10 protein-coding genes are annotated in these 13,627 nt (G+C 50.8%); 1 reads left to right on the top strand and 9 read right to left on the bottom strand.

All coding sequences use genetic code 11. The features are described from left to right. Together M0R35_06585 and M0R35_06580 are read right to left on the bottom strand one after the other, a co-directional pair. A partial coding sequence (locus M0R35_06585; GenBank protein MCK9595326.1) for a tetratricopeptide repeat protein occupies positions 1-1,437 on the bottom strand: 1,437 nt, incomplete at its 3' end. A gap of 36 nt (positions 1,438-1,473) precedes the next feature. Next, complete coding sequence (locus M0R35_06580) at positions 1,474-2,487, bottom strand: methyltransferase domain-containing protein (GenBank protein ID MCK9595325.1); 1,014 nt, start codon at positions 2,485-2,487, stop codon at positions 1,474-1,476. A 178-nt stretch (positions 2,488-2,665) separates the two neighbouring features. Here M0R35_06580 and M0R35_06575 point away from each other — a divergent pair, with 178 nt between their 5' ends. After that, positions 2,666-4,096, top strand: coding sequence for a radical SAM protein (locus M0R35_06575; protein MCK9595324.1), 1,431 nt, complete (start codon positions 2,666-2,668; stop codon positions 4,094-4,096). Positions 4,097-4,099: 3 nt separating this feature from the next. Here the strand turns inward: M0R35_06575 and M0R35_06570 are convergent, their stop codons facing one another. Genes M0R35_06570 through M0R35_06540 form a run of 7 tightly spaced genes read right to left on the bottom strand, consistent with a single transcriptional unit; the run spans position 4,100 to position 13,293 of the window. Continuing rightward, complete coding sequence (locus tag M0R35_06570) at positions 4,100-5,113, bottom strand: radical SAM protein (GenBank protein MCK9595323.1); 1,014 nt, start codon at positions 5,111-5,113, stop codon at positions 4,100-4,102. Between the two features lie 3 nt (positions 5,114-5,116). Next, entirely contained in the window at positions 5,117-6,523 is a 1,407-nt protein-coding gene (locus M0R35_06565) for a B12-binding domain-containing radical SAM protein (GenBank protein ID MCK9595322.1), read from the bottom strand. Further along, positions 6,520-7,995: a B12-binding domain-containing radical SAM protein gene (locus M0R35_06560; protein MCK9595321.1), complete on the bottom strand. Its 1,476-nt coding sequence runs from the start codon at positions 7,993-7,995 to the stop codon at positions 6,520-6,522. Before M0R35_06560 ends, M0R35_06565 begins: the two co-directional genes overlap by 4 nt. 27 nt (positions 7,996-8,022) lie before the next feature. After that, positions 8,023-9,585 carry a B12-binding domain-containing radical SAM protein gene (locus M0R35_06555; protein ID MCK9595320.1) on the bottom strand — a complete coding sequence of 521 codons (1,563 nt, stop codon included), beginning with the start codon at positions 9,583-9,585 and terminating at the stop codon, positions 8,023-8,025. Continuing rightward, complete coding sequence (locus tag M0R35_06550; GenBank protein ID MCK9595319.1) at positions 9,586-10,992, bottom strand: B12-binding domain-containing radical SAM protein; 1,407 nt, start codon at positions 10,990-10,992, stop codon at positions 9,586-9,588. Between the two features lie 16 nt (positions 10,993-11,008). Continuing rightward, positions 11,009-12,064 carry a U32 family peptidase gene (locus tag M0R35_06545; protein ID MCK9595318.1) on the bottom strand — a complete coding sequence of 352 codons (1,056 nt, stop codon included), beginning with the start codon at positions 12,062-12,064 and terminating at the stop codon, positions 11,009-11,011. An 11-nt stretch (positions 12,065-12,075) separates the two neighbouring features. Next, complete coding sequence (locus M0R35_06540; GenBank protein MCK9595317.1) at positions 12,076-13,293, bottom strand: U32 family peptidase; 1,218 nt, start codon at positions 13,291-13,293, stop codon at positions 12,076-12,078. Positions 13,294-13,627 lie beyond the last annotated feature (334 nt).

Here is a 13,627-nt window from a genome sequence, read left to right as displayed (position 1 = left end):
GCCGACATATAACCAGGCGTTTTGGGGATCGCCTTCGATGGCCTTGCTGAACAAAAACTCGGTTTCCAAATGCCTGCTTTGGTTTTGAAAGATCCACCCCAGCTCAAAATAAGCCCTATTGTTCTTAGGGTTAACTTCCCTGGCCTTCCTAAATGCCGCCTCAGCCTCGGGGAGCCTGCCTTGCGCCCGGCAAGCCTGCCCCAGGCCGATATATGACCAATCGTTTTGGGGGTTGACATCTATGGCGTTCCTGAATACCTCCTCAGCCTCAGAAAATTTGCCGATCACCCGGTAAACCCATCCCAAACCCATATACGGCCATTCATTGCCGGGATTGTCATCCCGCGCTTTCTTGAATAAAGCCTCGGCTTCAAAACACCTGTCCTGACGCAAATAAACCCATCCCAGCTCAAAATAGATCCAATCGTTGGCGGGATCCAACGCTATGGCTTTCTTGAATAACGACTCCGCGCCGGAAAGCCTGCCCTGATTACGGTAAAGCTGTCCTAAGCTGATATATGCCCTGACATCACGGGGATTGACTTTTATAGCTTTCTTAAATACCGCCTCCGCGGCTGAATATTTGCCCTGGCGCTCGTAAAACCAACCGCGTTCAAAATAAGAACTATCCTTTATGGCGGGGAATTCTTTGACGCCCCTAAATGACGCTTCGGCTTCAGAGCGCCTGCCCTGTTCCCGGTAAGACTGCCCCAGCCCGATATCCAACCAATTGTTTTGGGGGTTAACCGTCATGGCCTTCTTGAATGCCGCTTCCGCCTCAGGGAACCTGCCCTGCTTACGATAAGCCTGCCCCAGACTGACATACAACCAATATTCATTGGGATCGATTTCTTTATCCTTGCCTGTTCCCGGCAACTCATTATATCCAGAGGCCTGAGGTATTATAGTGCGGATCCGCAGCGATTGTTTTCCAGGGGGCGCCCCTTTCAATCTGGTCACGATATGCAGCCAAAGGACCCGGGCGAATTTGTAAATGCGCAGAGATCTGATAAATTTCACGGCATTCGATCCGGAAACAGCCTCGTAAGGCATATGCGATCCCATGTCATTGATCCCCATCATGCTGATGACCATATCGGGATGATACGCGTTAAGATTTGATTCAAGGCTGTCTAATATATCCGACGTATGCCTTCCGGGGATACCTTTATCGATCACCTTGAATTCTATGCCTATGCCGCGTTTATTAAGCAGAGTCTCCAGGAAAGAGGGATATTGGTTGGCAGTGGTCGACTCCCCCAGGCACAAGATCCGGTAAACGCCATCCTGCTTTATAGCAAGCTGGTTCCGATACCGCTGCTGGAAAAAATATGCCGCTGCGCCAATTCGCAGGCTAAGTTCAATAAAAATAACACAGCAGAATACACCAAAAACGGCCAGAAGAAATTTACGCGTAGCCGATATCTTATAAGCCATAGCGGATGCTTTATTCCGTATCTTCCCGATTGTTTCTCATAAAGCTCTTTTCTTTCCGATCATTATAAATAATCCGCCGTCCCTGTTCCCGGTAAAAGCCATCCGCGCCTGGATGAGGAAACGGTCCAACAGGTCGCCCGGGGCATTAGGCTCGAACAACTTTTCAGTCTGCGAGAAGATATCGAACGCCTTCGGTTTCGGTATGGAGTTTATGAAATCAAAACCCGTATTATCGAACCACCTCAAGACTTCCCCTATAGTATGTTTTGATTCATGCGGATTCATATATTGATCCCTGAGCCAGGCGAGCTTCCTGACATCACTTACCCCGGCCGCATTATGCCAGTTGTCTGAAAGCAGGAAACGGCCGCCGGAGATATTGAATATGCCCCGGCGGATATCGGCGTTTATCCTTCCGTAAGCGTTATAAAGGCCGACCAGGATATAACCGCCCTTTTTAACAAGCCCGGATATGATCTCAAATCCCCTGAACGGATCAGCGGTATGGTGAAGAACGCCATTACAGATAACCAGAGGGAAACTCTCCTCTTTGAATATAGGCCGGAAAAGGTTCATTTGATAAAATCCGGTTCCCCGGATATTATTATTTATCTTAAATTTCTGTCCCAGCTTTAGCGGATTTAAGCACATATCTGTCCCAAAAACCGGACGGTTGGACAAACCCAGGAAATTACTCAGCTGGCCGGTTCCGCATCCGACATCCAGAACCCTGTCATTATACGGTATCTGAGCGTCCATTAAACGGGCAAAAACCCCAAGTTTTGCTTTCCGGAATAAAGCGTCTATATTTTCGTATTTTTCATAATTAGGGAAGGGTGTTTCTTCGTAAAAGGACTTTACTTTGCGCAAAATTTCCCTTTTACGGCCATCCGTATCGGACGGCAAGAAAAAAAGCGGGATGCCATCCTCGACAGTATATTTATTCCGGCATTTCAGGCACTTGATATCTTCTCCGGACAGCGTTAGATCGCCGCGGCAGGCGGGGCATAAAAAAATATCGATGTTCTCCTTCATCTGTTTTAACATCATTGACGCTCGGTTAAATGTGGCGGCAGTATTTTACCCGCTCTCGCGCGTAAAACACTGCAAAATATGTATGTTAAACCATTTTATTATAGTTGAGCGCCGGGATGATTTCAAGGACAATTTTCCCCGAGTTTATTTCAATCTTGACTAACGCGGTATTTCTGCTTACACTATCCCATATATGAAGATAGCGCTCTTACGATTACCTCTGGGCAAAGGCATAACCGGCGTAGAACCCGGCGGATACGTCACCTCTATGCTTTATTTTCAATGGCTGACCAGGTATCCTCCGATGGGCCTGCTTTATTATGCTTCCCTGTTAAAAAAAGCCGGCCATACGGTCCGGGTTATCGACAGCGAGATGAATGGTTCCAGCCTCAGAAAAATCTCCCGCACTATTAAAGAATTCGGGCCTCAGGTAGTCTGCTCCTCGATCAATGTATTCTCACCCGCTTCTGAATTTTCGGCCCTCAAAAAGCTCAAGGACGCGTTCAAATTCACCCTTATTTGCCGGGGCCATTTCCCGCGGATTTATCCGGAAGAGACCATACAGAACAGCCATGTTGACTTCGCGTTAACAGGCAAAGGCCTGTTTTCCATCCCTTTACTGGTCAATGCGATCGAACAAAAAAAAGACACCGGCAATATCCCCGGAATTATTTACAAACAGGGGCGACAGATCATCAGGACCGCCGAAGAGCCGCTGGTGGACCTGAACGCCCTGCCATTCCCCGCCAGGGAATTGATCGATAACAGGATCTACACCACCGCCTTGACCACCGCAGACAGATTTACGACCGTCATCGGCAGTCTCGGCTGCCCGTACCAGTGCACCTATTGCCAGGAAAAAAACACACCCTACCAAACCAGGGATGTGAACAATATCGTCGCCGAGATCGTCGAATGCAAGCGAAAATTCGGCATAAACGAGCTTTTCTTTTTAGACCCTATTTTCACGGTTGACCGCGCCAGGACAATGGACTTTTGCGCGAAGCTCAATAAAAGCGGGGTCAGGATGAAATGGGTTATGCGCACGCGGGCCGACCTGGTAGACGAAGAGATGTTATCGCTTTTGGCCGGGTCCGGATGCGTTAAGATACACTACGGGATCGAATCCGGCAACCAGCGGATACTTGACGGCCTTAACCGGCAGATCACTCTCGGGAAGGTCAAAGAAACGGTAAAGCTGACCGCGAAAAAACATATTGCCGTATTCGGTTATTTCATGATCGGCAATACCGGGGAAACCGTCGAGAGCATACAAGACACTATCGCCTTTGCCAGAAGCCTCCCCCTTAATTTCGCCCAATTCATGAAGGTCGCGCCCATCCACTATACGGATGTCCACAAAAGATCGCTGGATAAATTCAAATCGGATATCTGGCTGGAGCATTACAAAGGCATCCCCGGCTCCGCCGACAAGTGGAAACCGCAGGATACCGGTCTTTCAACAAAAGAATTGAATGCCTGGATAAGAAGGGCGTACCGCGGTTTCTATCTTCGTCCGGGATACCTCTGGCGCATGCTCACCTTCCGCTATACCCCATTTTATATTATACGGCAATTGAAGATCGCCGCACTACTCCTCAGGCTGCGAATAGCGGGAAGATAAAGGTCATAAGGTCTGATTTAAAACGCTCCCGTACGGGATAAGGCAATCACTGCAGTTTTTGGAAGGATATGTCTGGCGCAATTGCCGGAAGGCCTGCGAATTCCTGATTTCATCGGGCGTTTGGCGGATCATATTGCCTGAAACGCTTTTGTCAAAAGGCTTGTAAAAAGGGCTGCAGCAAGGAATAACTCTTCCGTCCCAGAGGACGACAATTGCCGACCAAAGCCACCAGCAGGGCTGCCTGGGCCCCGCGTTCTTTTTATACACCCTGCGCACATATCGCGGGTCCTTGGGCAAAAGCCGCAGCATATCGCAGGTCACGCCTACCGGTTTTAATTCAAAGCTGTCAACCCCGAGGGTGCGGGCCAATTTCCCCGCCTCGCCGGCCTGGTGCTCATTATGCCCCATAACCAGATATTGCAGATTGATGATCGGCCAGGCTGAACGCAATGCCTTCTTTGCCTGCGCGAGGCTGCGGATATTATCCAGGACAACGCTTAATTTGCCGCTTTTGCGGTAGCGATTATAGGTATCATCGCTTACCCCGTCGATAGACACGGTCAGCAGATCAAGTCCGCTGGATACGAGCTTCACGGCGTCTGAGGCCTTAAGATGCTGGAGATTCGTGCTCATATAGGTCGCCACCTTAGCGGAATGCGCGTACCCGATCATCTCATAGATATCCTCGTTCAATAACGGCTCTCCGGAATACTGCATTATAGCCAAATACGCGAAATCCTTGTTTTTGTCAATGATCGCCTTGAAATCGGCCAAGCGCATTTTACCGCGCGGCTCCGGCGAAGCGGCGTGCGGGCAATACTCGCATCCGGAATCGCATATATTTGTGGGTTCGATCTTAATGCAATACGCCCGGCAGGTAAGGGCAACGGCTTTGGCCCTGCGCTGGCACTCCGACCGGACCAGGTTCAGGAACTTCTTTAGTGTGGAATATTTGAGGAAAAGGATAAGCGCGTGTTTGAATCTTTTTATAGTGAGGGACAGATCGGCGTTAGGCATTTTTTAAATTACCTCTTTGGTCCTGATCTTATCGATCAGCATATGGAATACGCCTTTAAACATCACCTTCAGGTCATTGGGATTCTTTATCCGGGCCAGCCGGGAAAGAAGATATGACGGCCTTGAGTAGAACGATCTATTCGCCCTCTTCAATTGCTTTGTTACCCGGTAGCGGTCAATAGCCGTATGCCGGGGTGATCGCGAATAAAACTCGATCAGGTCGTCAAAATCGATATTGTTTTCCCGCATATATTCCATTTCCATATTGGAACCGGGAACGAGAAAAAACTCATTATACAGGACAAAATCGGGATCCAGGCGATTGACCAGGTCTATCGTGTTTTGAACCTCCTCATCCCGCTCATGCGGGTAGCCGATAATAGTATAGGCGATGGTCCGGATACCGGCATGCCGCGTCCATTTGAACGCACTTATGGTATTTTCCAGGGTGATGGATTTTTTCAGGCTGTCGAGTATATTCTGGCTCCCCGATTCCACGCCGTACGATATCATATAACAGCCGGCCCCGGCCATCCCCTGCAACAACCGCTCTGACACGCAATCAACCCTGGTCTTGCAGGTCCAGGCGAACTTCAGGCCCTTGTCTGATATGCGCCCGCACAATTCCTCTATCCGCGGCTGATTATAAGTGAACGTGGGATCGACAAAATGGATCTCTTTTATGCCGTAGTTCTTCATCAGGCATTCAATCTCAGCGATAATATGCCCGGTTGAGCGTTCCCTGACTGGCGACGAAAGCCCGCAAAAACTGCAGTTATAAACGCAGCCGCGGCTTGTTTCCATCAAGGTTACCGGGGGGAATATTCCGAACGGCGGATGCATCCGGTAACATTTATCCGGCAAAAGATGCCTGGCGGGCAAAGGCAATGAGTCCAGGTCAGCGTAAGGCGCCGGATCATTAGTAATTACGCTTCCATTTTGCCGGAACGAAATGCCCTTTATCCCGGCGAGCCCTGCCGAAGCGCCGGCGCCGCGGAAATAGCGGCACAACTCCAGCATGCTGTTCTCACCCTCCCCTTTGACGATCACATCGAAATCCCGGCCATACTGAAAGATCTTCTCCGCGGGCAACCCGCCGCAGCGCCCGCCGATAACAACCTTAGCGTCCGGGTTGATCCGTTTGATCAGACGAGCGAGGAATAAACCATTTTTCAAGTTAAACGCGTTGCAGCTGAGGCCGTACACCTTAAACGGGTCTTTAGCGGCCAGATGTTTTTCCAATCCGGCAAAATCCATCTTCAAAGCCGGCATATCGACGATCTCGACCTGAAAACCGTTCTTTTCCAATGTCCCGGCGATATAGGCCAGTCCCAAAGGGGGCAGCGGATATATCCCGCTGATATTATAACGCAGACGGATGGCGGGCGGCGCGATAAGGCAGACTCTCATGCGAACCTCGACCTAAGATCCTCTCCCAGGCTCTGTAATTTCTGTCTGAACAGGAAATACCCCCCGAAACAAAGGTCCTTAAAAGAAAACGAACTGCGCAACAGATGCCGCAGAATTATCCGCGGCCGCATATAGAACGAGAACATCGCTTTGCGCTGCAGGCGGATCAATTCCTTTCCGGTCATCCCCTCAGGCGCGTAAATGTCCCTGCCGGAATCCGCGGTCCAATCGGTCCAGCTGGTAAACTTCCGCTCCACCGAAACCACCTCGGTCAGAATGTCCTTATGTTCGCGGCTGTAATCGTCGAAAAAGCGGGAACCGGGCAAAGGCACGGCTATATTGAATTTAATGATATCGCAGTCCAACTCCTTGGCAAAACGAATGGTTTCTTCGCAGGTGGCTTTTGTTTCGCCGGGCATCCCGAGCATGAACAGCCCCAGGCAATAAACCCCCGCCTCTTTGGTGTATTTCATGGCGTTGCGGGCCTGCTCCAGGGTAGTGTTCTTCCCCAGGGAATCCAGGACCTTTTGGTTGCCCACTTCAAAACCGTACATCAGCAGGCGCAGGCCGGCTTTTTTCATCAACAACAGCAGTTCCCGGTTAACCAGATCGACCCGGGTCTCCGCGAACCATTGGATCTTCTTATGCAAGCCTCTTTTTATAAGCTCTTCGCAGAACTCATAGCCTTGGCTGATGGAGAACGGGAAAAAGGCGTCCCCGAAAACAAAATACCCGGCCCCGTACTTCGCGTGCAGATATTCGATCTCATCAATAACAATCCGGGTCCTGCGATACCGCGGACGGGCATACATTTTATCCTGGGAACAAAAAAAACACTGGTACGGGCATCCCCGGGAGGCCTGCACCGGGATCACCGTGTCCCCGTACATCCCCAGCATCGGGTATCGGCGGTAATAACTCATATCGAACAAATGCCAGGCGGGATAGGGCAGCCCGTCAAGGTCCGGGATCAATTCCGCGGGAGGATTACGGTAAACCGTATTGCCTTCCTTGAAAATTATCCCTTTTATATCGCGCAGCGGGGTATTATCCCGGATCGCCAGCGCCACGTCCCTGGTCTTATATTCGCCTTCCCCCTCTACGACGATGTCGCCGACCCCGTTGCGGATAAGCTGCTCCCCGAACACCGAGGCGTGGATATTCCCCAGGATGATACTTATATCTTTCTTTACCTTCCTGATCTGTTCAACCAAAACGCGGACGTTGCCCATTGACGCGGTAAGACAGGAAAACCCGACCAGCTGGGGATCTTCCTTTCTGATCTTAGCGATCAAGGCCTCGTTGGATATCTTGCTGGCGAACTGATCCTCGACCACGACAGCAATATTATTCTTTTCCAGTTCGGCGGCGATATACGCCAGGCCGATAGGCAATATGGGCGCCAGCCCGGCGCGGCAGGCCTTATTCGTGGCAAAGGGGTCCGAATCCGGAACGATCAGCATTACCTTCATTAAAATACCCACCCTGAAGCCGTCTTTTTAATCATCATACCACGCGGGTTTATGCATCGTTAGGAACCGGTTGAATCTCTTCGTCTTCTTGCGGTTCATCAGCGTATCCTTGATATCGTCCAACATCCCGACAATAAAGATCTTCATGAACCAGAGATATAATCTCCGGCGATGGATATAAGGGGAAAGCAACCCGCGGATAGCCTCGAACCAGCGCGACAAAAGGAATTTCAAAGAAGCCATTTTGGTCCATTTACCCAACTCTTTCAAGGACATATTCTCAATAGACATTACCGGCTGGAGCCAGTCATATTTGCTGAAATCCTTCTCCGCGATCCAGCCCTTCGCCTGCGCTTCCTGATAGACAAAAGTCCCGGGCACCGGAGTGATCGGATGCAGGATCATAAACTCAACCCCGGCATCCAGCGCGTAATCGACCATAGCGAAGATCGAGCGCTTCTTCTCCTGGCGGATCCCGGTCAAAAGGGTGCCCTGGCGGTGGACGCTGGGGTATTTTTCTTTTAAAATACGGAATGCCTCCTGACACACCTCGATATTATAATTCTTGTCTACTGCGTTCAGGTCTCTGTTATCCGCCCGTTCCAGGCCGATAAAAGCATTGATCAATCCGGCACAGACCATCTTCTTCAACACCCCCATCTTCTCGTCCCTGACCAAAAGGTCCGCACGGATAAAAGCCCACCAAAAAAGATCCTTATAACCTCTTTGTATCAGGCCGTCGCAAAACTCCCCGGTCCAATGAGGATCCACATTGAACGTAGGATCGGCCCAGATAAGATACTTGCGCTTATATTTGTTATACAACAGATCAATCTCCTCCAAAACCCGGCCGACGCTCTTAGTCCTATAGCGGGGAACAGGATTAAATACCCCGCTTTCCGCGTCCGCCTGCTTCTGCTCCCCCCAGAATGTCCACAGGCTGCAAAAACTGCATTTATCCACGCAACCCCTGCCGTGCTCGATGGTCGCGCCTTGCGGCCAGAAATAACCGAAAGGCGAGTAATCCCCCATCGGCATCAACCCATACGCGGGTATGGGGAATTCGTCGAGATTCTGAATCAACGGCCGTAAAGGATTCAGGATTATATCCGCGCCCTTCTTATACGCTATCCCCTGGACTTTATCAACCCCGGTATCATCACGCAGAACGCGCATCAATTCCAAAAAAGTAGCTTCCCCCTCAAACCTGACGATATAATCAATAGGATACCTGGCAAGCGAATCCCTTACTGTCCAGGAAAAAAAATGGCCTCCCGCCACAGTGACCACTTGGGGATTAAGCTGTTTCGCCAGGGTAAAAAGCCTTACCGCCTCATGATGATACAAGGCCTCTTCTCCGGCTCCGACCACATCCGGGGCCTCGCGCCTGAGTATATCCGCCAGGCTCTTCCAGCCGATCTTCAGCGGCGGACAGTCAATGATCTTGACCTCGACTTCCGGCATATTCCTCTGGATCATCGAAGCCAGGCAAGCCAGGCCTAAGGGCATCATATAATTGTCGGATTCATTGACAACAGGCCATAAATACCTTGGTGGACGGACCAGCAGGATCTTTTTTAAATGCGGCATTTATCGTTTATGCGGGGTTAAAAGACCTTTTAATAAACCAACCAGCGTACTGAAAGCCTCCCGGGCATTTCCGTTACATACGCTGCGTCGAACATGCCGGGCAATAACCGGCAGCCTGAAATAAAATCGTGTATAAGCGGCGCGTAATCGGCCATTGAGGAATCCGCAGGTAAAGCCAGGATTAACTAATTCCGTATTGTACCATCTCAGGGCCTGCGCTGACAACAGTCTTTTTGCCCCGAAACAGGCATCATAGAATTCGGTCGCATACACAGGCACCGCAACCTGGAACTGCGCGAGATCCGGATCAAGCTCAAGAGCAAAATCAATCGTCTGTTGGATAGTCTGCTTTGTATCGCCGCGCATACCGAGCATAAAATTGCAACATGCCTCGATCCCGGCATTCTTGGTTAAGCGGACCGCTTCCCGGGATTGTTCCAGGGTAATGCCTTTGCCGCTTTGGTCCAGAACCGCCTGCGACCCGCTTTCTATTCCGTACGATATCTGGTTACAACCGGCCTTATGCATCATATCCAGAAGTTCTTTGTCGACCGTATCAACGCACGAGAAACACCTCCAGGAAAAACGCAGGTTATGCTTTATGATCTGTCCGCAAATGGACATTATATGTTTTCTGTTCACGGTAAGCGTAAGGTCGCGGAAAATTATCTGCGGGATATGGTGAATTTCCACGATCCGCCTTATTTCCTCGATAATATTGGAAGTTGAGCGGAAACGAAGTTTATCCTGAAACCATATCTGCGCCTGGCAGAACTCACAATGATACGGACATCCCCGGGATGTCATCATCAGGGTGAACGGATTATTCTTTACTAAAACAGAACGGTACCGGGCATTCGGCAGCAACTCCCTGGCCGCGAAAGGGAGCGCGTCAAGATCCATGCGCAGGCTTCGTTTGCATAGCGCAAGCTTACCGTCTTTTGAATACGCCAGATTTTCAGAAAGATCGCCTTTGAGCAGATTCAGGAACGTGAATTCCGGTTCGCCCAGTATAACGTAATCCACATTTCCCGGATCCAGGGCGATATCGGGCATAACGCTGACGTTAGGCCCCCAGATGACGATCCGCACCTGCGGCAGGGCGTTTTTAACCATCCGCGCAAGATCGAGATCGTATTTTATGCTTCCCCAGGCGGACGGAAACCCCAAAAAATCCGGCTGCTCCGCCTGGATCAGGCGTAAAACAACGGAGTTATCCAGATGCAGCGCGTTGGCGTCAAGCAGCGAGACCTGTATCCCGTTTTGACGCAATAACGCCGCGGTAGAAGCGATTTCCAAAGGAGGATAAATTACCGATGTCGGGGATTCGCCGCCGCACCAGTCACGCAGGAAATGGGCATGCCCGCGGCCTGTGCCGGCAAGCGGATTTACGAAAAAGACCTTCATTGATAAACTGCTGTAATTATGCGCATTGATCAGGATATTCCTTTAATAGACAACTCATTGATGATCTCCCCGCGATTCTCAAGGTTTCATCTCGGTATCGCCCGGGAATAGTTACTGACTGTTCGGCGGCTTTTTTGCAATAAGAGCAGGACTCGCAGGAACGCGCTTCGCAATCTCCGGGCATATCGCGCAAAAAGGAGTTTAATTTATTATTCTCAATATACACCTGCGCCGGAGCGGATAAGCAGCCGGGCGCCGCGTTTTGCGGGCAATTTTGCAGAAGATCCATTAAATTACCATTATATGAACCGGCCAGGTATGCGGCGATGATCTTCAGCATCCGCTCGGGCAGGCCATCTCCAGTCAACTGCAGGCAATTGATCCCGTAATCTTCGTACACCCTGGTATCTTCCGGCCTGATCCAATCCGAACGAATATACAGCTCGGGTCTCTCTAAACGCCGGGTTAAACAGATGACCCGGTAATAATCAAACGCCTTTGCCGGGCGGGCGCTTTCCTGCGCGTGGGAATCAAATACCCGGTGCCCCAAAAACATCGGGCAATTACGGATACAACCGTTATTGGCGGCAAGCCGGATCCCGCATTTGACCGATTTCCTGACGGTATTGAGCGCCGCGAGATCATGATTCCAGACCGGTCCGGGGAGGGTGATCGCGTCAACGCCTAATGATTCCCAGAAATTGGCCCTGGCCGGAGTATTGATATTCGCGGCCGCGGAAACGACGATAGATAACCCGGGATACCTTTTTTTGATCAACATCGCCAGATAAGGATTGGCCACAGTGACCGCGCCCGCCCCGGCCTCGACGAATGAATCCAAAAGCGCGGTTATTTTCCTTTGTCCCCGGCTGGCAAACTCAAGGTTATCCATGCACAACGCGTCAAGGAGACAGTTGAACCTGATCCCCTGCCGCGATAAAGGCAGGATCGACAGGCAGCCTTCGCGCCCGGCCGGGATGCCATACGCCTCTTTTATCCTGTGTTGCCGATCAACCGCGAGTAACGACCGGATATAATCTCCGTTCCAATAAACAGGCACGCTGTATTCCATTATCTATACCTTTATTTTTCGCCGCCGGACGGCCGCGCCGAGTAAGAAAACATACTCCCCGACAGGAATTCCTCCCGGATATTCTCGACAATCTTTAACGCGGCCTCAGCGCGGCTCAAATCAACTCTGACCGTTTCCCGCGCTTTCTGAGCGCACCAGCCGCATTCCGCGCATGGGGTTTTATGGCAATCCTTGTCCTGCAAAGAAAGCAGGAAACCGTCAAGCTTGCGGTTATCGATATAAACAAGATCTTTCAATCCATCGGCCATCGCCTTGAATTGCTTGAGTTTAAAGATATTGATCCGCAGGGGATGAAAAAAGTATTTCAGCACATACAATAAAGAGAACTTGTTATAATTAACCTGCTTGGGATGGCTAAAGACAAGGTCCAGCAAGTTGCCCTGGTAGCGCCGCCGGGAATAGGCGTGAACGATCTTAGCCAGGATACCGGTCGGCAACCCCCTGGTGACCAGCTTTAGCGAATCGATCCCCAGTCCTTCATACAGATGAACGTCCTCCGGCCGGATCCAATCGCACCTCAAATAGCGGGCCGGTTCTTTCACCCTCGTATACACGCACATAAGCTTGTAGAAATCTACCAGGAACCCCTTGGAGATATGGCCTTTTTCCGAGGCGTGAGCAGCTGCCAGCCCGTGGCAGGCGGCGAAAGGGCATTCGCAAAGGCATCCGTTATTCGCGATAACCTGCAAACGGCATTTGACCGCTTTGCGTATCTTCGCGATGCGTTTAAAATCCCGATTAAGTGTAAAGGCATCCAGGGTGATCCTGTCCGCTCCCAGGCCTTCCCAGAATCTGGCCTTTTCCTCGTTATCCACATAAGCGTTAGCGGAAACACTGAGTTTAATACCGGGAAAGTTTTTTTTGATGAATTCAAAAATAAAAGGCAGGGAAACCGTGACAGAATCCACCTGCAGATCCCGCAGCCATTGCAGTTGTTTCGCGAATTCCCGGATGAACTGCCGGGATGTCTCCTGATTGCCGGCGCACGTGCCGTTAAACAGGTAATTGAAAGTACGGCCGCTCTTATGGATCCGGTCAATTCCCTGCTTCACGGCCTTGCGGGTGGCCTTGGGGCAGGAATTAGAAGCCCTGCCCCCTCCTAAAATATCCGATTCGAGTTTGCCGTAGAACTCGTCCACTTCCCCCAGATCCAGCGCATCCAGCAGATCAGGCTGCCAATTATGCGGAACCGCCAATTTCAAGCTCATATAACCTGCCCCATTAGTCGCGCCTGCTATTGCAAAAAAACAGCCGCATTCCTCTTTCCGCCGGTTTGCTTGTTTCCGACGCGGCTGGTTAGTAATTTCACTTCCGCCCGGCCACCTGTATTATATTCTGTCTCCCGGCGCTCCACAAGTATTTTTGCTTCGAAAGGCGCAAGGGATCCATTGTCCCATGGCCTTTTTCGCGTTGAACGGCTTTTGTTGCGTTTGTCTGTCGGGAGATGGAGGGGTATCATTTTCGCCGGGATAGGCCGTTAAGCAGAAAGTGGCGGGATACCGGGAAAAACGGTCACTGTCCGGCGGACAGTTCTAATTGCGA

This window comes from Candidatus Omnitrophota bacterium, assembly GCA_023227985.1.
Taxonomy (GTDB): Bacteria; Omnitrophota; Gorgyraeia; order Gygaellales; family Profunditerraquicolaceae; genus JALOCB01.
This window is presented reverse-complemented; position numbering and strand designations above follow the sequence as displayed.

Bases quoted from the DNA above. Each gene is read 5' to 3' on its own strand.
- M0R35_06580 (MCK9595325.1), bottom strand. From the start codon at position 2,487: ATGATGTTAAAACAGATGAAGGAGAACATCGATATTTTTTTATGCCCC.
- M0R35_06575 (MCK9595324.1), top strand. From the start codon at position 2,666: ATGAAGATAGCGCTCTTACGATTACCTCTGGGCAAAGGCATAACCGGC.
- M0R35_06570 (MCK9595323.1), bottom strand. From the start codon at position 5,113: ATGCCTAACGCCGATCTGTCCCTCACTATAAAAAGATTCAAACACGCG.
- M0R35_06565 (MCK9595322.1), bottom strand. From the start codon at position 6,523: ATGAGAGTCTGCCTTATCGCGCCGCCCGCCATCCGTCTGCGTTATAAT.
- M0R35_06560 (MCK9595321.1), bottom strand. From the start codon at position 7,995: ATGAAGGTAATGCTGATCGTTCCGGATTCGGACCCCTTTGCCACGAAT.
- M0R35_06555 (MCK9595320.1), bottom strand. From the start codon at position 9,585: ATGCCGCATTTAAAAAAGATCCTGCTGGTCCGTCCACCAAGGTATTTA.
- M0R35_06550 (MCK9595319.1), bottom strand. From the start codon at position 10,992: ATGAAGGTCTTTTTCGTAAATCCGCTTGCCGGCACAGGCCGCGGGCAT.
- M0R35_06545 (MCK9595318.1), bottom strand. From the start codon at position 12,064: ATGGAATACAGCGTGCCTGTTTATTGGAACGGAGATTATATCCGGTCG.
- M0R35_06540 (MCK9595317.1), bottom strand. From the start codon at position 13,293: ATGAGCTTGAAATTGGCGGTTCCGCATAATTGGCAGCCTGATCTGCTG.